This is a genomic window from Paraburkholderia franconis (genome assembly GCF_009362735.1).
GTDB lineage: Bacteria > Pseudomonadota > Gammaproteobacteria > Burkholderiales > Burkholderiaceae > Paraburkholderia > Paraburkholderia franconis.
The window spans coordinates 107,197-126,928 of sequence record NZ_WHNP01000024.1; the positions used below are offsets into that span (position 1 = coordinate 107,197).

Here is a 19,732-nt window from a genome sequence, read left to right on the forward strand (position 1 = left end):
CATGGACTTCAATTTCACCGACGAACAACAGCAATTCGCGGACGCGCTGCGCCGCTACCTCGATAAGCACTACGGCTTCGAAGCGCGTCGGGCGATCGTGCGCTCGGAAGCCGGCGTATCGGACGAGCATTGGTCCGCGTTCACGGAGCTGGGGCTGACCGCGCTGCCCGTACCCGAGGCGCAGGGCGGCTTCAACGGCGATACGGTCGACATGCTGGTCGTGATGCAGGAGCTGGGGCGCGCGCTGGTCGTCGAGCCGTACTGGTCGACGGCTGTCGGCATCGAAGCGCTGAAGCTTTCCGGCACGGGCGAAGGCGATGACGCCGCGCTGCTCGAACGCGCGGCGCAAGGGGAGATCAAGCTTGCCGTCGCGTTTCATGAGCCCGACGCGCGCTACGATCTGTTCGCGATCGAAACGATGGCCACGCGTCAAGGCGACGGCTACGTGCTGAGCGGCACGAAGTCGGTCGTGCAGCATGGCGCGCAGGCCGACCATTGGATCGTGCCCACTCGGCTCGACGGCGAAGTGGCGCTGTTCGTCGTCGCACGCGATGCCACGAGTACGCAGATCACCGCGCAAGTCACCGACTATCGGACGATCGATGGCCAGCGCGCCGCGACGCTCGTGTTCAACGCGACGCCGGCGCGCAAGCTGAACGGCAGGCATGCGGGCGCAGCCGCGCTCGAGCACATCGCCGACTACGGCATCGTTCTGTTGTGCTCGGAGGCGATCGGCGCGCTCGATGCGCTGAATCACGCGACCGTCGAATACACGAAGACGCGCCAGCAATTCGGCGTGCCGATCGCGCGGTTCCAGGCGCTGCAGCATCGGATGGTCGAGATGCTGATTCATACCGAGCAGGCGCGTTCCGCGACCTATCTCGCGGCCGTGCGCTACAGCGGCGATGATGCCGACGTGCGCCGCCGCGCGGTGTCCGCGGCGAAAGTGCGCGTGGGCCAGGCTGCGCGCTTCGTCGGGCAGCAGGCGGTGCAGTTGCACGGCGGCATGGGCGTGACGAACGAAGTCGCGGCCGCGCATCTGTTCAAGCGCCTCGCGATCATCGAGACCACGCTCGGTGATGTCGATCATCATCTTGCGCGCTTTGCCGCGCTGCCGGGATTCGCGACGGCCGACGCGTGAGCGCCGCCTTCAACACATGCAATGAGGTGACAGATGGGTTTGAGCTACGAGGACATGGAAGTCGGCAAGACGTATGAAGTCGGCACGCACACGTTCACCCGCGACGAGATCATCCGCTTTGCGGAGCAATACGATCCGCAGCCGTTCCATGTCGACGATGCCGGCGCTGCCGCGTCGCCGTACGGCACGCTGATCGCGAGCGGCTGGCACACGTGCTCGGTGATGATGGGCATGCTCGTGCGCAACATGCTGCAAGGCTCGACGTCGATGGGCTCGCCGGGCATCGACGACTTGCGCTGGCTCAAGCCCGTGCGCATCGGCGACACGATCCGCATGACCAACAGCATCCTCGACAAGCGCGTGTCGGCGAGCAAGCCGGATCGCGGCATCGTGTCGACGGAATGGCAGGGCATCAATCAGAACGGCGAACTCGTGATCATGGTGCGTTCGAAGGCGATCTTCGGGCTGCGTAATCCCGGGGCGGCTGCATGACGCCCGAGCTGACGCTCGGCCATGCCGACGATGTGCGGGCGCTCATCGGCCGGCCGCCGCGCGTGAGTCATTGGGTCGAAGTCGATCAGGCGAGCGTCGACCGCTTCGCTGTCGTGACGAGCGATCATCAATGGATTCATGTCGACCCCGAACGTGCAAAGCGCGAGTCGCCGTTCGGCGGACCGATAGCACATGGCTTTCTGACGCTGTCGCTGATTCCGGCGCTGCTCGTCAGCACGTTCGGCTTCGAGCAGCGCATGGGCGTCAATTACGGGCTCAATCGCGTGCGCTTCACTGCGCCTGTGCCCGTGGGCTCGCAGTTGCGCGCGCGCTTTGCCGTGTCGGGCGTGACAGATGTCGAAGAGGGCGGCGTGCAGATCGTGTGGAATGTGGCGCTCGAAACGGAGGGTAGCGAGCGCCCCGTGTGCATCGCGGAGTTCATCACGCGACATTATTTCTAGCAGCGCCGGCAAGCGCCGTTGCGATGAACTTCAACGCATCGCAACGGCACACTTCACCGATGCAGTCGCTCAGTGCTTCGCGTACTGTGTCGCGCCGAACAGCACTTCCTTCGCCTTTTCGTCCATCAACGGCACGCGCTCCGACGCCAGCACTTCGACGCCACGTTGCACGGCCGGGCGCGCGGCGATCTCTTCCTGCCAGCGCTTCACGTTCGGAAACTCGTCGATCTGCAAGCCCTGGTTTTGCCACGAGCGCGTCCACGGATACGTGGCGATATCCGCGATCGTGTAGTCGTTGCCCGCCAGATAACGCGTCTTGCCGAGCTTCGCATCCATCACGCCGTATAGGCGCTTCGCTTCGTTCGTGTAGCGGTTGATCGCGTATTCGATTGGCTGCGGCGCATACACGCGGAAGTGGTGCGTCTGGCCGAGCATCGGGCCGATGCCGCCCATCTGGAACATCAGCCATTGAAGCGTTTCGTAACGCGCGGCGGGATCGGTGGGGAGAAACTTGCCCGTCTTCTCGGCGAGGTAGATCAGGATCGCGCCGGACTCGAACAGCGAAAACGGCTTGCCGTCCGCGCGTTTCGGTCCGTCGCTGTCGACGATGGCGGGAATCTTGTTGTTCGGGCTGATCTCCAGAAACTCGTGCGTGAACTGATCGCCAGCGCCGATGTTGATGGGATGCGCCTTGTATTCGAGGCCCGTCTCCTCGAGCATGATGTGAATCTTGTGGCCGTTCGGGGTTGCCCAGCTGTAGACGTCGATCATCGTGGTTCCTTGTGTCTGGTTGTCTTTGGGTTTTTGCCTTCGCGCTGGCATCCGCGATGCGCCTACCGGCGCGAAGGTTGCCCCTGTGCGGGGCGGCACTTACTTTTCTTTGCAGCGGCAAAGAAAGTAGGCAAAAGAAAGCCGTTCACACCACCAGCGCTTGACCTTTACCCACGGGCTCTCAACGTTCCAGGGTCCTAATCGCGGCTTCAGTAACGACCGGCAAGCGCCCGCAACAACGTACGTACACCAACTTGAGCGGCGGTTGATCTATTACGGTCCGCTTTGCAAGCTTTGGCAAATCAACCGCATATCGTCACGGTATGTCACTCATCGGCGGCAAAGAAATTAAGTGCCGCCCCGCACAGGGGCGACGCCCGCGCCGCGTATGCGTATGCGCATACGCGGATGCCTGCGGCACGCCAAGCAAAACCACAGCGAAAACCGTCGCAAAGACAAAAAAATTAGACCACAGTTCGCCTGAGGCCGCTGACGCCGTGACAAGGACGCTGCACGTGGTCCAGACAGATGGCTGGGCACTACAGCCACGTTTCTACGAACTAACTTCCCGCATGAGAAGCGGACCCAGCTCCCGCGTCCGCATATTTCGCCAGTTCAATTTTGGCAATCGCATTGCGATGCACTTCATCGGGACCATCGGCGAAGCGCAGCCAGCGTGCCGTCGTGTACGCATACGCGAGCGGAAAGTCGTCGCACATGCCCGCCGCGCCGTGTGCCTGCATTGCCCAGTCGATCACCTGACACGCCATGTTCGGCGCGACGACCTTGATCATCGCGATCTCGCCGCGCGCGCCCTTGTTGCCGACGGTGTCCATCATGTACGCCGTCTTCAGCGTCAGCAGGCGCGCCTGCTCGATCAGACAGCGCGCTTCGGCGATGCGTTCCTGCGTGACCGTCTGCGCGGCGATAGGCTTGCCGAACGCGACGCGTTGCAGCGTGCGCTTGCACATCAGCTCCAGCGCGCGTTCCGCGAGTCCAATCAGGCGCATGCAGTGATGGATGCGTCCCGGCCCGAGACGTCCCTGCGCGATTTCGAAGCCGCGTCCTTCGCCCAGCAGCATGTTGGCGGCAGGTACGCGGACGTTGTCGAGCGTGATCTCCATGTGGCCGTGCGGCGCGTCGTCGTAGCCGAACACCGTCAGCGGACGATGAACGGTGATGCCTGTCGCGTCGGCGGGCACGAGAATCATCGACTGTTGCTGATGACGCGGCGCTTCGGGGTCGGTCTTGCCCATCACGATGAAGAGCTTGCAGCGCGGATCGCCCGCGCCCGACGACCACCACTTGTGCCCATTGATCACATACGTATCGCCGTCACGCACGATGCTCGTCTGAATGTTGGTCGCATCCGATGACGCCACTTCCGGCTCCGTCATCAGGAACGCCGAGCGAATCTGCCCTTGCAGCAGCGGTTCCAGCCACTCGCGTTTGTTCTCGTCGCTGCCGTAGCGCTCGACGGTTTCCATGTTGCCGGTGTCGGGCGCGCTGCAATTGAACACTTCGGGCGCCCAAGGCACGCGGCCCATGATCTCACACAGTGGCGCGTACTCGAGATTCGTGAGACCCGCGCCGCGTTCGGAGTCGGGCAGGAAGAGATTCCACAGGCCCGCATCGCGCGCGCTTTGCTTGAGGCTTTCGATCAGTTCGGTCGGCACCCACGCGTTGCCTGCTTCACGATTGCGCGCGACCTCGGCGGCAAAGGCCTGCTCGCTCGGGTAAATGTATTCGTCGAAGAATGCGAGCAGCTTCTCGCGCAATGCCTGGACCTTCGGGGTGTAGTCGAAATTCATCTTGCCCTCGTGGATGACGTTGAATCCGCTCTACAGACTGACTGACCATCAGCGGCGATGTTCAATCAGCGCACCTTCTGCGCGTAGCGCCATGCGAGTTCGGCCATTGGCCGCGCGCGGCGGCCCGCATCGAGCGCCTGTTCGCTCGCCGCCGTGCCGTCGACCACGCGCTTCATGATCCCTTGCAGGATCGCCGCGATGCGGAACATGTTGTACGCGAGATAGAAGTTCCAGTCGCCGCGAATCGTGAAGCCCGTGCGCTCGCAATAGCGTTGCACGTACTGTGCCTCGTCGGGGATGCCGAGCGCGGCCCAGTCGAGCCCCGCGATGCCGCGAAACTGCGCGGGGTCGACGTGCCACGCCATGCAGTGATACGCGAAGTCGGCGAGAGGATCGCCCAATGTCGACAGCTCCCAGTCGAGCACAGCGAGCACGCGTGGCTCGTGCGGATGAAAGATCAGATTGTCGAGCCGGTAATCGCCATGCACGACGGACACGCGCTCGTCCGTTTCTGTGGGCATGTGCTGCGGCAGCCATTCGATCAGGCGGTTCATCGCGTCGATCGGCTCCGTCTCCGATGCCTGATACTGCTTGCTCCACCGGCCGATCTGCCGCGCGAAATAGTTGCCCGGCTTGCCATAGCCGGCAAGACCCGCTGCGTCGACATCGACGCTATGCAGCGCGGCGATCACGCGATTCATCTCGTCGTAGATCGCGCCGCGCTGCGCAGGCGTCATGCCGGGCAGAGACTGATCCCACAGCACGCGGCCCTGCACGAACTCCATCACGTAGAACGCGCGGCCGATCACGCTTTCGTCTTCGCACAGCGCGAGCATCTTCGCAACGGGCACGTCGGTGTCGCGCAGCGCATGCATCACGCGGTACTCGCGTTCGATCGCATGCGCGGACGGCAGCAGTTTCGCGGAAGGACCGGGCTTCGCGCGCATCACGTACGAGCGCGCGGGCGTGATCAGCTTGAAGGTGGGATTCGACTGGCCGCCCGCGAACTGTTCGAGCGTCAGCGGCCCCGCGAAGTCTTCGATGGGCTGCGCAAGCCACGCGGAGAGCGCATCGACGTCGATGCGCTGCCGTTCGCTGACAGGCCGCGTGCCTTCGAAAGCAGAGTAGTCGGTTTGAGTCGTCGATCCGGCTGGTGTCGCGTCTTGCGGCATGTCTCCTCCATTGCACGAACGATTGGCGACTTCTAGGTGCGCTTGTATCGGATGTATTGCGCGTAGAGCATTTCCATCGTCGTGTTGCGCACGTCGCGATGCAGCGGCGACGGCGGCGAGTGATTGATGAGCCGCACGACCCAGTCGCGCGGCGCATCGCCCACGTCGAGCGCATTGATGCAGCCCGTGGCCTGCGAGAGATGGCCGAAGAACGTGCGGCCGCCCGCCGTCAATGCGTGCGACAGGATCGCGCGATTGACGCCGCCATGCAGCACGAGCAGCGCGACATCCCACGATGGATCGTCGCGCAGCGCGGCCACGGCGGGCAGCACGCGGTCGAACAGTTCGCCGATCGTCTCGCCGCCGAGAAAGCGCTTGTCTTCCGCCACGATGCCGTCGAACGCGCCGAGAAACGCAGCTTCGAGATCGGCAGCGGGAATCGAGCCGGGCTCGCCACTGCGTATCTCTTCCCACGCGGGTTCGATCTCGACTTGCTGATCGTGTCGGTTCATTTGCGCGAGCACGCGCTGCGCCGTCTCGACCGTGCGCGGCAAGCCGCTGACGATCACGCGATCGAAGCGCACGTTCTGCCCGGCGAACGCGCGACCCGCGGCGTCCGCCTGAGCGCGGCCGTTCTCGTTGAGCGGCACGCGTTCCGGGTCGATCGTGTGACCCGACGCATCGAAGTACGTGACGTCGCCGTGCCGCATCAGATAGATGCGGCGGCGCTTCGGCAGCTGATAGCCCGATTGCGTCGGCGTGCTCATTTGTAGTGGGGCGCGCGTTTTTCGAGGAACGCCGTGATGCCTTCGAGCCCATCGCGATGATGCAGCGACGCGACGAAGCTGTCCCGTTCCGCGACGAGATGATCGGGCAGCGATTGCATGCCCGCCGCCGCGATCAGGCCTTTGATGCGCGACTTCGCGTTCGGCGACACCTTGCCGAGATCGTCGGCCCATGCAATCGCGGCATCGCGCACGGCGCCCGGTTTCGCGAGCCGGTTCACGACGCCAAGCTCATGAAGACGCGCCGCGCCGATCGGCTTGCCTTCGATCAGCACTTCCGTCGCGATCTGGCGAGGCAACGCGCGCGCGAGGAACCACGAGCCGCCGCCGTCGGGCGTGAGGCCGACGCGCGCATAGGACATCACGAACTTCGCGTCGTCGGCGGCGACGATCAGGTCGCACGCGAGCGCGAGCGAAAAGCCCGCGCCCGCCGCCGCGCCTTCGACGGCCGCGATCACGGGCTTCGACGAGGCCTGCAGCGCGGCGATCCATTCGCCGAGCAGATCGATGCTTTGCGCCTGCACGGAAGGATCTTTCGCGCGATTTTCCAGCAGGCGGTTCAGGTTGCCGCCCGCGCAGAAGAACTGGTCGGCGCCCGCAATGACGACGGCACCGATCGACGGATCGCGCTCGGCCGTATCCATCGCTTCGATGCCGGCCGCGTACATGTCCGGGTGCATCGCGTTGCGCGCGCCCGGATTCGACAGCGTCAGCACGAGCGTCGATTCGCTTTCGGCAGGGCGGCTGGCGAGCAGTTCGGCGGCCATTATGCTTGCTCCTTTGCGTTGCCGTTGTCCGCGGCATCGGCCTGCATCAACGACATGCCGAGTTGCGCGCGGCGCGCGAGCCACGGCGACGGACGATAGCGCGGATCGCCGAGCACGCTGAAGATGTTGCGCAGGATCGTGAGGATGCTTTGCGCGCCGAGCGCATCGCCGAGCGCGAGCGGTCCCCTCGGATAGCCGAGGCCGAGCGTCACGGCGAGATCGATGTCCTGCGGCGACGCGATTCTGCGTTGCGCGATATCGCAGCCAATGTTGACGATGGTTGCGACGACGCGTTGCGCGACGAAGCCCGTCGAGTCGCGGATCACGGTGACGGGCACGCCGTCGTGCGCGAAGAGGGCGTGCGCGGCATCGCGCGCGGCGCGCGTGGTCGCGGGCGTCGTCATCAGCGTGCGGCGTTGCGCGCCGGCGAGCGGGAACAGCGTATCGATCGCAATGACGCGGCTCGCGTCCAGGCCTTCGTCGACGGCAGCCGTCGTCGCATCGAAGCCGAGCGGCGTCACGACGATCAGCGAATCGGCAGCGGGCGTCGCGCCTTCGTCCACGGCGACGCCGGCCTTCGCGACGAGTGCGAGCACCGCATCGTGCGCGGCGGGCACGCGGCTGCTGACCCATACACGCGTGGGCAATTCCGTCGGCGCGGGCGCTTCGGGGTCTACCTGCTGCTTGCCGTCGACATACTTGTAGAAGCCTTCGCCCGCCTTGCGTCCGATCAGGCCGCCCGCGAGCCGCGTGCCCGTAATCGGCGACGGCGTGAAGCGCGGCTCTTCATAGAACTGGTGATAGATCGATTCCATCACGGGATGCGATACGTCGAGCGCCGTCAGGTCGAGCAGCTCGAACGGTCCGAGCCGGAAGCCCGCCTGCTCGCGCATGATGCGGTCGACGTCGACGAAGCTCGCGATGCCTTCATCCGCGATGCGCAGGCCTTCCGTGTTCATGCCGCGGCCCGCATGATTGACGATGAAGCCGGGCATGTCCTTCGCGCGCACGGGCGTGTGGCCCATGCGGCGCGACAGATCCATCAGCGCGTCGCCGGCAGCGGGATCGCTGCGCAGACCGTCGATCACTTCGACGACCTTCATCAGCGGCACCGGGTTGAAGAAGTGATAGCCGAACACGCGCGACGGGTCCGCGCATCCGGCCGCGATCGCCGTGATCGACAGCGACGACGTGTTCGATGCGAGAATGCAGCGCTCGCTGACGATGCCTTCGAGTTCCTTGAAGAGCCCGCGCTTCACGTCGAGCTTTTCGACGATCGCTTCGACGACGAGATCGCAGTCCTTGAGTTCATCGAGCCCGTTCGCGCCCGTCACGCACGCGAGGGCGGCGAGCGAGCGCGAGTTGTCGAGCTTGCCTTTGGCGACGAGCTTCGCGAACGTGTCCGACAGGTAATCGCGCGCGGCGCCGACCGCGGTGGAATTGGTATCGTAGAGGCGGATCTTGAGGCCCGCGAGGGCGGCGATCTGCGCGATGCCGCGGCCCATCGCGCCCGTACCGACGATGCCGACGGTCTGGATGCTGTACTGGCGAGAGGTGACGGATGACATGATGTGACTCACTCCATGGTTATTTTAAAATAGTACGTTCGTTTCAGATCGATCGCATGCGTCGCCTGACGCGGTGCGCGTCGGTTCCGGCGGCGCGCTGCGCGATGTGCGGAGGCGCAAGGCGCGACGAACGACAGACGATTTTCGACAACCATCCGCAGGGAGACATCGGATGATCAAGCTGCACGGTTTTGCACTGTCCAACTATTACAACAAAGTGAAGTTTGCGCTGCTCGAATTCGGCATTCCGTTCGAGGAAGTGCTCGCAATCCCGAGCCAGGACGAGGCGTTTCTCACGCATTCGCCGCTCGGCAAGGTGCCGTTCATCGAAACGGAGCATGGCAGCCTGTGCGAGTCGCAGGCGATCATCGAATATCTGGCTGCTGCCTACCCGGAAAAGGCGATGTTCTCGCCCGACCCGTGGGAAGCCGCGAAAGAGCGCGAGCTGATCACGTTCGTCGACGTGCATCTCGAACTGACGGCGCGCAATCTCTACAAGCAGGCGTTCTTCGGCGGCACGATCACCGATGCCACCAAAGGGCGCACCGAGAAACTGCTGATCCGTTACATAAGCGGCTTCAGACGGCTTGCGAAGTTCACGCCGTATCTGCGCGGCGACCGGTTCAGCATCGCGGACGTCGCCGGCTTTGTGAGCCTGCCGCTCGTCGGCATGGCGACGCAGGCCATTTATGGACGCGATTTTCTGCTCGATGTCGGCATCGACTGGAAGCCGTACGTGAAGGCGATCAACGCGCGGCCGGCTGCGCAGCGCGTGACGGACGACCGCAAGGCGTACGTCGACGCGCAAAGGAAGAAGTGACGACGCGGACGCGCCGGACCGCTTCGCGCGCGATGGCGAAGAACCCAGGTTCGTTCGCAACATCGCGCGCGCCATGTCAGAGACGCGCCAGCCGTTCGAGCGCGGTCGCGAGCGTGGCTTCTTTCTTCGCGAAGCAGAAGCGCACGACGCCCGATTCGTGCGGCTCGCGATAAAACGCCGACACGGGAATTGCCGCGACGCCGATCTCGCTCGTCAGCCATTGCGCGAACTCGGCTTCGGACGTGTCGCTGATGGCCGAATAGTCGACGCACTGGAAATACGTGCCCGTGCACGGCAACAGCTTGAAGCGCGTGTTTTCCAGACCGGCGCGGAAGAAGTCGCGCTTCTTCTGATAGAACGCGGGCAAGTTCAGATACGGCGCCGGGTCCTGCATGTAGTGCGCGAGGCCCAGTTGCATCGGCGTGTTGACGGTGAACACGTTGAACTGATGCACCTTGCGAAATTCCGCCATCAACGGCGCGGGCGCGGCCACATAGCCGACCTTCCAGCCCGTCACGTGATAGGTCTTGCCGAAGCTCGACACGACGAAGCTGCGCTGCGCAAGCTCCGGATAGCGCGCGACGCTCTCGTGCGGCGCGCCGTCATAGACCATGTGCTCGTAGACTTCGTCGGACACGATCAGCACGTTGGTGCCGCGCACGATCTCCTCGAGCTTCTTCATGTCGTCTGCGCGCCAGACCGTGCCCGTCGGATTGTGCGGCGTGTTGATCAGGATCATGCGCGTCTTCGGCGTGATCGCGGCGGCGAGCCTGTCGAACGGAATCGCGTAGTCGGGTGCTTCGAGCGTCACGAATACGGGCTTGCCGCCCGCGAGCTCGATCGACGGTAGATAGCTGTCGTAAGTCGGCTCGACGACGATCACTTCATCGCCCGGATGCACGGCGCACAGGATGGCCGTCAGAAGCGCCTGCGTTGCGCCTGCCGTCACCGTGATTTCCGTCGTCGCGTCGTAGCGGCGGCCGTACAGACTTGAGACCTTGTCGGAGATGGCCTGGCGCAGTGGTGCGACGCCCGCCATCGGCGGGTACTGGTTGTGACCTTCGCGCATCGCGTTCGACACCGCCTCGACAATGCTCGGATCGCAATCGAAATCCGGAAAGCCCTGGCCGAGATTGACCGCGTCCTTTTCGACGGCAAGCGCGCTCATCACGGTGAAGATCGTCGTGCCGACGTTCGGCAGGCGGGAGGGGAACGAAGGGGGCGTGGTCGTCATAGGCGTGGTCGTCGTGTCGTGCGGTGCGTTCATCTCGCGGTCCGAATGCGTGCCCGGTTGCCGAGGCCGCGGTCATCGATGCGGTTGGGGTCGGGTGTGATGCTCGATTGTAGGGAAAATCTGCGCGGCACATCTGCGAGCCGGGCTCAAAGCGCATGGGTCTTCCGCCGCGGGACGGCTTCAGGACGGCTTCAGACCACGACGGGCTCGCCACTAGCGAGCGCGCACTCGGCGACGAACGGCGCGGGCTGCACGATCCGGAAACCGAAATCGCGCGCGATCCGCTTCGCGAGCTTCAGCACAGCGCGATCCTTCGAAATCAGCCAGTCCGCCTGCACCGCGTGCGCAAGCTCGAGAAACTTTTGATCGTCGCGGTCCTTGCATTTGGGCAGCGGGCGCGTGTCTTCCGCGTTTTCAGCGGGAACGGGCGGCTCGACGAGCGTCGACAGCCGCGCGAGCCTCGCGAGCGCGGCGGCTTTGTCGACGGCGCGCTTCTCGAACTGCGGATAGTCGAGCACGTGCGTCAGTTCGGCGAGACACCGCGCATCGATCAGCGCGCGCAACGCGCCGCGTTCGAGTGCGGCGAGAATGGGGCGCGTGTGCGGATCGTCGAACACGAGAATGTCGATCCACACGTTCGAATCGAGCACGACAGCGGGCACGGCTGCGGAGGCGTTCTGTTGAGGCAAGGCAGGGGTTTCGGGCATTCGTTACAATCTGGCTTTCGTCTTTGACCGCCAGGCACGGCGTGCCTGAAAGCCTCTATGATAATCGTTCTGTCGCCGGCCAAATCGCTCGACTACGACACCCCGCCGCACGTCAAGAAGCACACGATCCCCGATTTTGTCGATGACGCCGCCGAACTGATCGGCGATCTGCGCCGTCTGTCGCCACAAGACATTGCGTCGCTGATGGACATTTCCGATCAGCTCGCGCATCTGAACTTTCAGCGTTACGCCGACTGGTCGCCGAAGTTCGACGCGTCCAATTCGAAGCAGGCCGTGCTCGCGTTCAACGGCGACGTGTATGAAGGCTTCGACGCGAAGTCGCTCTCCGCATCCGATCTCGACTACGCGCAGCAGCATGTGCGCGTGCTGTCCGGCCTCTATGGGCTCTTGCGTCCGCTCGATCTGTTGCAGCCGTATCGGCTCGAAATGGGTACTCGCTTTGCGAATCAACGCGGGAAGGATCTGTACGCGTTCTGGGGCGAGCGCATCACGCAGGCGCTCAACCGGCAACTGGAGAAGAAGGCAGGCGATTCGCGCGTGTTGATCAATTGCGCGTCGACGGAATACTTCAGGTCCGTCAAGCCGAAGCTGCTCGCCGCGCCCGTCGTCACGCCCGTGTTCGAAGACTGGAAGGGCGGCCGCTACAAGGTGATCAGCTTTCACGCGAAACGCGCGCGCGGTCTGATGGCGCGCTTCGCGGTGGAGCATCGCCTCGATGCGCCGGAGCAGCTCAAGGGCTTCGATGCCGAAGGCTATGCGTTCGACGCCGACGCTTCGAACGATTCCACTTACGTATTTCGCCGGCGCATCGCGGACTGACGCCGCGCCAAAAGAGCAGGAAAGAGATCATGACGTTATCCATTACGAGCAACTTCGACGCCGGCGCGATCGAAGTCCTGTCGTGCGAGCAGGCCGACAACATCCGTTTGCGCGTGCGTCCCGACAGCCACGCCGACTTTGCGCAGTGGTTCTATTTCCGTCTGACGGGCGCGCGCGGCGAGCGCTGCGTGATGACGTTCGAGAATGCCGCCGACTGCGCGTTCGCCGAAGGCTGGCGCAACTATCAGGCGTGCGCGAGCTACGACCGCGTGAACTGGTTCCGCGTGCCGACCGCGTATGACGGCCGCGTGCTCACCATCGATCACACGCCCGATTTCGACAGCATCTATTACGCGTACTTCGAGCCGTATAGCGAAGAGCGCCACTCGGAATTTCTCGGCGCCGTCCAACAGATGCCGCATGCCGCGTTGACGGAACTGGGCAAGACCGTCGAAGGCCGACCGATGTCGCTACTGACGCTCGGCACGCCGACGCTGCTCGACGACGGAACGCTGAAGCCCAAGAAGAAAATCTGGATCATCGCTCGCCAGCATCCGGGCGAGACGATGGCCGAATGGTTTGTCGAAGGGCTGGTGAAGCGGCTCGCGGGGTGGGGCGACTGGTCAGGCGACCCGGTCGCGCGCAAGCTCTACGATTACGCCGACTTCTTTATCGTGCCGAACATGAATCCCGATGGCAGCGTGCATGGCAATCTGCGCACGAATGCGGCGGGCGCGAATCTGAATCGCGAATGGATGGACCCGGATGCCGCGCGCAGCCCCGAAGTGCTGCTCGTGCGCGACGCGATTCATGCGACCGGCTGCGATCTGTTCTTCGATATTCACGGCGACGAAGCGCTCCCGTATGTGTTCGTCGCGGGCTCCGAAATGCTGCCGGGCTTTACCGAGCGGCAACGGCAGGAACAGACGGCGTTTGTCGAGGGCTTCAAGCGTGCGAGTCCTGACTTCCAGGACAAGTATGGTTACGAAGCGAGCAAGTATCGGCAGGATGCACTCAAGCTCGCGTCGAAGTACATCGGCAACGAGTTCGGCTGCCTGTCGCTGACGCTGGAGATGCCATTCAAGGACAATGCGAATCTGCCTGACGAGCGCGTGGGCTGGAACGGTGAGCGCAGCGCATCGCTCGGCGCGGCGATGCTGCAGGCGATCCTCTGGCATATGGAGGTGTTTGCCTGAGCGTCGCTTCGCTGCTCACGCGCATCGTTTGACGCGTAGTAAAGGTATGCAAAAAAGGGTATGCAAAAAAGCGAGGCCACGCATGATGTGTGGCCTCGCTTTTTGCTGATCGCTTGTCGGACGTTCGATGCTGCCGTTACGCAAGCGTCATTGCTTTTTCTTCGCCGACGACTTCTTCGCGCTTGCCTTTGAGGCATTGCTCTTTGTCGCGCTGCTCTTGGCCGTCACCGCTTTGCCCGACGATTTGCTGCTCTGCTTGGTAGCCGGTTTGCCGGTTGCGCCGCCCTTCGTCGATTTTCCGCCCGACTTTTTCTTCGAGCCCTTGCCTCCGGTCGCGTGCTTGCCTTTCGCGCCGTCTGAGCCTGACGATGCTGCGCTACGCGCGCGCAACGGCGGCACGGGATCGTTCCAGCTGAACGCGAGCATCTGCGGGCCGACATAGCCGCAGCGGAACTTGAGTTGCGACGGATCACCGCCGCCTTGCGGAATGCCGAGACCTTCGACGGTCACGATGTTGTCGACCTTGACCTTCTGCTTGCCTTCGTCGAATGAATCGTTCCAGGGGGTGATGGCTGCATGCGCGCTATCGAACGAACTGGGCGGAAACTCCACATGATCGAACGCCGTCGATGTGCTCGCGACGAAATCGCCATGCGCGGCGCAATCCGCGATGAGCGGATCGGCGTGCATTTCGTTGATGAATTTGTTGACGAGGTCGTTGTGCTGCTCGAGCTGATCGGCGAAGGCGGGCATCGCGCACACGAGCGACGCGCTCGCAGCCCACACCGCTAACCGGCCGACCAACCGCAGCAATCGGCGCGGTGCGTTGGTGCGTTCCATCTATCTGGGTAAAAAATGCTGTGGAGATTTCAGGCACATAAGATGCCCGTCGACGGGGTTGAGTTCAATACTGGCAGAAATATTTTGCGGCTTCGTCGTGAGACAACTCAAGCAGAGATGGGTGAGCCTGTGCTGCTTGCGTGTCAGCCTCGCAGACGCGTAAGCGCGCGCGTTTCGGACATCGACGGTTGACTCGCGAAGCACTCAGGTGCGTGGGCCGCCCAGGCGATAGCGCCGCACATCATAAGTCGTGACCCAGGCGGGACGATAGACGGCGATCAAGGCAGTCGACATGCCCGTGAACCACGATTCGCCCGAGGCAAGCAGGAACACACTAAACGCATAGCCGGCCGGGATAACGGACATCGAACCGTCGGCAAGCGCGATATGCGTTCCTAGTGCAACCGCTGACGCGACCGAAACGGCAATTGCAGGCGACACGAAGCCCTGCCCGAAGATGAACATGAACAGATTGCGTGGCAGCCATGCGATGCTCGCGCGCTGCAGAAGCGTCGATACACCGACGGGCACGGCGCCGAATACGAGGAACGTAAGCGCGATGCCTTGCCACGGTGCATCGAAGACGACGGCGGCGAGGCCGGTGACGACGGCCATCGCGATGAGCGCAAGGCCCCAGTCGAACAGCGTGACGACGAGCGTTGCGCCGAGCAGGTGAATCACGGTGCCGTCTTCGAGCCATGCATTCGTCGCCCACAGCACCGAGACGGCGACGATGATCGCGAGCCATACATGCTGAAGCACGGGTTCCTGCAATCGCTTGAACGGGTTCTTCCAGAACGTGAACGCGAGCAGAGCCACAGCGGCGATCCAGCCACCGACAGCGACCCACAACGGAAGCGGCGTATAGAGGAAACCCATGTCTTCATATTACTCGTTGAAGGCCCAAAGGTGTGAGCGGATTCCGTGCCAGCAACGTTTTATGTCGATTCACGGTTGCTTCCTTTCGACCTTTACATCGCGCCTTCGTCGGATGTGCGGCTCTTGCGGCGCGCGCCGTAAGGCGTCGTCGCTTCGGCCGCCATCGGCAGCGCATTGGGGTTGTCGTTGGCAGGCAACGGATAACGGAACGTTCGCGGCTTGCGCTGACGAAGCGGCGCGACGTTCGACGTCACGCGCGCGGGCCGTGGGATACGATTGTGTCCGCTGCGCAGCACTTCGAGCTGCGCGGTGAGCCAGCCGTTGTAGATGGCCACGGCAGCTGCGCGGTTCGGCGCGCCGAGTTGCTGGAAGATCGTCGCCAGATGGATTTTCACGGTGCCCTCGCTGATGCCTAGTGCGCGTGCGATCATTTTATTCGTGCTGCCCATATGGACGCAGCGCATGATCTGTTCCTGTCGCGGCGAAAGGCCGCCCGCGAAGCGCGGTCGTTTCGGCGGCGTTGCGAGCAGTTCGAGCGAGCGCGTTTCCGTCCTCGGACGCGCGAGCTTGCCGCCGTGCGTCGGCGCGTCGAGCGACAACGCGCCGGCCGGGATGTAGTGACAGCCGAGCAGAACCATTTCGAGCGCGCGCACGATCACACGCGGATCGGTTGTACGCGGAATGACGCCGAGCACGCCTTTTTCGACGAGCGCGCGCACGTGAGCCGGCGATATATCGTCGACCAGCACGGCGACAGGCAGGCCCGGATGGTTGGCGAGCAGCGCGCGTGCGTCGGCGGGCGACATCCAGTCTTCCCAGTCGATCAGCAGCAGGTCCGGTTCGAGGCGCCGCAACGTGCGCTCGGCCTGTGGCCAGTCCTGCGCTTCGCCGAAGCGTGCCTGTCGGTCGATTTGCCGCAGAAGCGCCTTGAGTCCTTCCCTGCGTTCGGCGTCCGAGTTGAGAACTGAAAATCGCATGCACTGCCTCCTGATCGATCGGTCGTGGCGGCGCGCTGCACACGACGAGATTGTCGTCGTACAGCGATGCACCATCGCAACGATGATGACAAATTCCCTGTCTCGTGACGGCCTGTCCAGGTGGCATAGGACGAGTGCCATGAAAAAAGCCCCGCATTCAGCGGGGCTTGATTCGATGCAGAGAAAATTCTGAAGTGATCAGTGGAAATGCGGTTGCGCAGGCTCGGCATCTTCGGGCATTTCAGCGTGAACGATCTCGCCGAGCGGATCCGCATAAAGCGGCACGCCGCAGTCGTCACAATATTCCGGCTCGAAGCGGCCCGCGTGACGGCGAATATCGGTGATGCCCGTTTCTTTCAGCAGCGCGACGATGTCTTCGAGCGGGCCGTCGCTCGCCATCGCTTCTTGCGGTTCTTCGTCGATGCCGGGGTCGCCGTTCTCGCGGCCGTACAGCGGCCACACGACGCCGTAGATGACATCGTTGCTGCCGCGGCGGGTGAAGCCGATGCGGTATTCGTCGATGCGCCGCTCGCCGAAGCCCGCGACGACGGCGCGCAATTCGTCGGGCGTCGCGCCGATCGTGTCGAACAGATAGCGCACTGCCGTGCGTACGGTGTGCGGGCGCACGCGTTCGTCGGCGTCGCGGCAGGCCGAGTAGTACGCATCCGGCAACAGGCATTCGAACTCGCAGCCCGGCAGCACGACGGCGAGGTTGGCGCCGCCTTGCGTGGTCCATTGTTCGAGACACTGGCTGCGCTCGATGCGCGTGCCGTGCTCTTCTTCCTGCCAGCGGAACACAGGCGCGCCAACGGGCGCCGCGACCACGGCCAGCAGGAAACGAGGATCGGCAAGAATGGGCGACGTTTCCGGCAACTCGCCGAAGTTGATCTTCGCGTTGCCGCCGCCGACGGCCGCCTGCGCGAGTTGCTGCGCGAGACGCCACGTTTCGACGTGGTGACGTGGCAACTGGTCGATGCTATACATGAAGGGCGCCATCGCGACGCGGGTGCCATCGGCCAGCACATGCGCCTGCAGATGCGCGCGCAGCGCGTCGGCGGCATCGCCTTTGAGCGAGCCCGACGGAATCACATAGCGCGTCCATGCCAGCACGGGCGCGGCGATCAGCAACGCTTCGTACTGGACGCCGTCGTGCTCGACGGTCAGCGATTCGCTATGTGTTTCGGCCATATCAGCGAGGGCGCCATAGGCGTCCGGATGATTCTGCTGAAGATGGTCGAGCGCGGCGTCGAGGGTCGTCTGGTTGCCGTTGCGGACTATTTTTGCGAGCAGCGCGTCCAGCTTGGCTTCCCAGAAGCGATCCTCGGTGCGGCTGCCCGACGCGAAAAGCGCGAGCGAAAGACCGACCAGCTTGTCGGCGTCGGGAGGGAGACGTTTGGCGATTCGCGAGCGCATAAATCCGGAGGTTGTGTGCAGAGAACCATATATTCTAGTCCTTTCTGCGTCGACATATTATCGACACGCATTGCTGGCAGTCGTTGGCCCGTCGCGCCGGCGTCCCGCAGCCGCGAGAGGGCGGGTGGCGGCGCGTTCTATCGGCGTCGTTGCCTTCGATCAGTGCTTTCGTTAGCGCTTTCCTATACTTTTTTTGCAGACGTTTGGCCGTCTGCGCGTCGGTCGCGGCGGTCTGGCGGGAATGGCATGGGGAGAGGCGCATGGTGAAATCGGACCAACTGATCGAGCGGCTCGCAGCCGTGTTCGCGCTGCTGCTGCTGGTCGGCGGCTCGCTGCTGGTGCTGGCGCCGTTCACGACGGCGCTGCTGTGGGGCGCGATTCTCAGCTACAGCTCGTGGGGGCTCTATCGCAAATTGTCCGCGACGCTCGGCGGGCGGCGTAAATGGGCCGCGACGCTGATCGTGCTCATCATTCTGGTCGTCGTGCTGGGGCCGTTCGTCTATGCGGGTTTTGCGCTGGGCGCGCATGCGAAGGACATCACCGCGTTCGTCGAGCGTCTGATGGATTCGGGGCTGCCGGATCTGCCGGATTGGGTTGCGCGTATTCCACTTGTCGGTTCGACCATCGAGTCCTTCTGGGAGCGCGTGACGAGCAGCAACTCGGAAATGGTCGCGCAGTTGCGCGTGCTGGCCGCGCCGGCCGGCAAGTGGATACTCGCTGCGGCGCTCGCCGTTACGCATGGTCTCGGAATGCTGGCGCTCAGCATCATTCTCACTTTCTTCTTCTATACGGGCGGCGAGGGCGCTGCCGCGTGGCTCAACTCGGGTATGCGGCGTATCGCGGGCGAGCGCGCCGATTATCTGTTGACTTTGGCGGGTAGCACGGTGAAGGGCGTCGTGTACGGCATCCTCGGGACGGCGCTGGTGCAGGGCGTGCTGGCCGGTTTCGGCTGCTGGATCGCGGGCGTGCCGGCGCCGGCGCTGCTCGGGCTCGCGACTTTCTTCCTGTCGGTCATTCCCGGCGGCCCCGTCGTGGTATGGCTGCCCGCCGCGATCTGGCTTTATCACGGCGGCGAAACGGGCTGGGCGATCTTTCTCGTGGTTTGGGGCGTGTTGGTCGTCGGCATGTCCGATAACGTCATCAAGCCGATCCTGATCGGGAAGAGCAGCGACATGCCGCTGATCCTGGTGATGCTCGGCATTCTGGGCGGCGCGTTTGCGTTCGGTTTCCTCGGCGTGTTCATCGGGCCGACGCTTCTTGCTGTGGCTTATACGGTGCTGCACGATTGGACGATTGGTTCACCCGATGCTCGCGAGCTGGCGGCAAGAACGAGCGCCCAACCTGCCGACGCGGTGACGCAAGTCGAGAAGGCGCCAGGCACGTCGAGTAAATAGCCGCCGGCAACAAAACTTCCGTCACACCCTTGTCATTGGGCCGTGGATGGCCTAAGATTCGCGTCCTTCGTTCGGGTGCGCCGTTTGCGGCGCGACGCGGCGGGGGCCGCGGCAGAAACGGCGCGGTGGCGGAATCGGCAGGGTTTCAGTTTCAGGCGATGATGCAAAAAAACCTGTTGACGGATGCCGGAAGGTTCTTCATAATCTCATTTCTCTGCTGCTGATGCAGCAACGCAACGAAGGCAAGGCGCCTCGTGCGATGTTCTTTAAAAACTAACAGCCGACAGATGTGGGTGCTCGATGACGGCGCGCGGTGGTTCTCAGGAGCTGCCGAAGGCAAAAGTAATCGAGACTCACACAGAAAGAAATTGAGGAAGGTTTGAGAAATCGAACCATCAGTCAGTGATTTTGAGTGAGCGACCGGGTTCGAGAGAACCCGAAAACAGTAACAGGTTTGAACTGAA

General features: G+C 63.4%; 20 protein-coding genes. 7 read left to right on the plus strand and 13 right to left on the minus strand.

Translation table 11 applies throughout. The features are described from left to right. The first annotated feature begins 1 nt into the window (after position 1). From GCT13_RS24455 to GCT13_RS24465, 3 genes are read left to right on the plus strand one after another with little or no spacing between them, the layout of a single operon-like run. The gene (locus tag GCT13_RS24455) at positions 2-1,141 is read left to right on the plus strand and encodes an acyl-CoA dehydrogenase family protein (RefSeq protein ID WP_152762463.1); all 1,140 of its coding nucleotides are present in this window, start codon (positions 2-4) and stop codon (positions 1,139-1,141) included. A 33-nt stretch (positions 1,142-1,174) separates the two neighbouring features. Beyond that, positions 1,175-1,633: a MaoC family dehydratase gene (locus GCT13_RS24460; RefSeq protein ID WP_152762465.1), complete on the plus strand. Its 459-nt coding sequence runs from the start codon at positions 1,175-1,177 to the stop codon at positions 1,631-1,633. Next, complete coding sequence (locus GCT13_RS24465; protein WP_152762467.1) at positions 1,630-2,094, plus strand: MaoC family dehydratase; 465 nt, start codon at positions 1,630-1,632, stop codon at positions 2,092-2,094. The genes GCT13_RS24460 and GCT13_RS24465 overlap by 4 nt, the downstream gene beginning before the upstream one ends. 69 nt (positions 2,095-2,163) lie before the next feature. Here GCT13_RS24465 and GCT13_RS24470 read toward each other — a convergent pair whose 3' ends face one another. The 6 genes from GCT13_RS24470 to GCT13_RS24495 all read right to left on the minus strand — a co-directional run bounded on the left by GCT13_RS24470 (position 2,164) and on the right by GCT13_RS24495 (position 8,968). Beyond that, positions 2,164-2,865 carry a glutathione binding-like protein gene (locus tag GCT13_RS24470; protein WP_152762469.1) on the minus strand — a complete coding sequence of 234 codons (702 nt, stop codon included), beginning with the start codon at positions 2,863-2,865 and terminating at the stop codon, positions 2,164-2,166. A gap of 560 nt (positions 2,866-3,425) precedes the next feature. After that, positions 3,426-4,676: an acyl-CoA dehydrogenase family protein gene (locus tag GCT13_RS24475; RefSeq protein WP_152762471.1), complete on the minus strand. Its 1,251-nt coding sequence runs from the start codon at positions 4,674-4,676 to the stop codon at positions 3,426-3,428. A 65-nt stretch (positions 4,677-4,741) separates the two neighbouring features. After that, positions 4,742-5,848 carry a phosphotransferase gene (locus tag GCT13_RS24480; protein WP_152762473.1) on the minus strand — a complete coding sequence of 369 codons (1,107 nt, stop codon included), beginning with the start codon at positions 5,846-5,848 and terminating at the stop codon, positions 4,742-4,744. Positions 5,849-5,880: 32 nt separating this feature from the next. Next, positions 5,881-6,615, minus strand: a complete 735-nt coding sequence (locus GCT13_RS24485) for a histidine phosphatase family protein (protein WP_152762475.1) — start codon at positions 6,613-6,615, stop codon at positions 5,881-5,883. Further along, entirely contained in the window at positions 6,612-7,400 is a 789-nt protein-coding gene (locus GCT13_RS24490) for an oxepin-CoA hydrolase, alternative type (RefSeq protein ID WP_152762477.1), read from the minus strand. The genes GCT13_RS24485 and GCT13_RS24490 overlap by 4 nt, the downstream gene beginning before the upstream one ends. Further along, on the minus strand, positions 7,400-8,968 hold the full coding sequence (locus GCT13_RS24495; RefSeq protein ID WP_152762479.1) for a 3-hydroxyacyl-CoA dehydrogenase: 1,569 nt from the start codon (positions 8,966-8,968) through the stop codon (positions 7,400-7,402). Before GCT13_RS24495 ends, GCT13_RS24490 begins: the two co-directional genes overlap by 1 nt. Before the next feature lie 172 nt (positions 8,969-9,140). Between GCT13_RS24495 and GCT13_RS24500 the strand changes: the two genes are divergently transcribed. Beyond that, entirely contained in the window at positions 9,141-9,788 is a 648-nt protein-coding gene (locus GCT13_RS24500) for a glutathione S-transferase family protein (RefSeq protein WP_152762480.1), read from the plus strand. A 76-nt stretch (positions 9,789-9,864) separates the two neighbouring features. On the opposite strand, the gene GCT13_RS24505 is transcribed toward GCT13_RS24500, so the two are convergent. Both GCT13_RS24505 and GCT13_RS24510 read right to left on the minus strand, forming a co-directional pair. Beyond that, positions 9,865-11,055: a pyridoxal phosphate-dependent aminotransferase gene (locus GCT13_RS24505; protein WP_152762482.1), complete on the minus strand. Its 1,191-nt coding sequence runs from the start codon at positions 11,053-11,055 to the stop codon at positions 9,865-9,867. 158 nt (positions 11,056-11,213) lie between these two features. Further along, complete coding sequence (locus GCT13_RS24510; RefSeq protein WP_152762484.1) at positions 11,214-11,729, minus strand: putative toxin-antitoxin system toxin component, PIN family; 516 nt, start codon at positions 11,727-11,729, stop codon at positions 11,214-11,216. Positions 11,730-11,786: 57 nt separating this feature from the next. Here GCT13_RS24510 and yaaA point away from each other — a divergent pair, with 57 nt between their 5' ends. Together yaaA and GCT13_RS24520 are read left to right on the plus strand one after the other, a co-directional pair. Then, complete coding sequence (gene yaaA, locus GCT13_RS24515; protein WP_152762486.1) at positions 11,787-12,569, plus strand: peroxide stress protein YaaA; 783 nt, start codon at positions 11,787-11,789, stop codon at positions 12,567-12,569. Positions 12,570-12,598: 29 nt separating this feature from the next. Then, positions 12,599-13,765, plus strand: coding sequence for a M14 family metallopeptidase (locus GCT13_RS24520; RefSeq protein WP_152762488.1), 1,167 nt, complete (start codon positions 12,599-12,601; stop codon positions 13,763-13,765). Positions 13,766-13,912: 147 nt separating this feature from the next. Here GCT13_RS24520 and GCT13_RS24525 read toward each other — a convergent pair whose 3' ends face one another. From GCT13_RS24525 to GCT13_RS24540, 4 genes are all read right to left on the minus strand, one after another. Beyond that, on the minus strand, positions 13,913-14,605 hold the full coding sequence (locus GCT13_RS24525; RefSeq protein WP_152762490.1) for a BspC domain-containing protein: 693 nt from the start codon (positions 14,603-14,605) through the stop codon (positions 13,913-13,915). 204 nt (positions 14,606-14,809) lie between these two features. Continuing rightward, positions 14,810-15,484 carry an energy-coupling factor ABC transporter permease gene (locus GCT13_RS24530; RefSeq protein ID WP_152762492.1) on the minus strand — a complete coding sequence of 225 codons (675 nt, stop codon included), beginning with the start codon at positions 15,482-15,484 and terminating at the stop codon, positions 14,810-14,812. Positions 15,485-15,576: 92 nt separating this feature from the next. Beyond that, positions 15,577-16,461 carry a response regulator transcription factor gene (locus GCT13_RS24535; protein ID WP_152762494.1) on the minus strand — a complete coding sequence of 295 codons (885 nt, stop codon included), beginning with the start codon at positions 16,459-16,461 and terminating at the stop codon, positions 15,577-15,579. 198 nt (positions 16,462-16,659) lie between these two features. Continuing rightward, the gene (locus GCT13_RS24540; RefSeq protein WP_152762496.1) at positions 16,660-17,874 is read right to left on the minus strand and encodes a DUF2863 family protein; all 1,215 of its coding nucleotides are present in this window, start codon (positions 17,872-17,874) and stop codon (positions 16,660-16,662) included. Positions 17,875-18,134: 260 nt separating this feature from the next. Here GCT13_RS24540 and GCT13_RS24545 point away from each other — a divergent pair, with 260 nt between their 5' ends. Continuing rightward, complete coding sequence (locus GCT13_RS24545; protein WP_152762498.1) at positions 18,135-19,268, plus strand: AI-2E family transporter; 1,134 nt, start codon at positions 18,135-18,137, stop codon at positions 19,266-19,268. A 151-nt stretch (positions 19,269-19,419) separates the two neighbouring features. On the opposite strand, the gene GCT13_RS49440 is transcribed toward GCT13_RS24545, so the two are convergent. Then, the coding region (locus GCT13_RS49440) for a hypothetical protein (protein ID WP_227746983.1) at positions 19,420-19,732 on the minus strand (313 nt) is incomplete at its 5' end.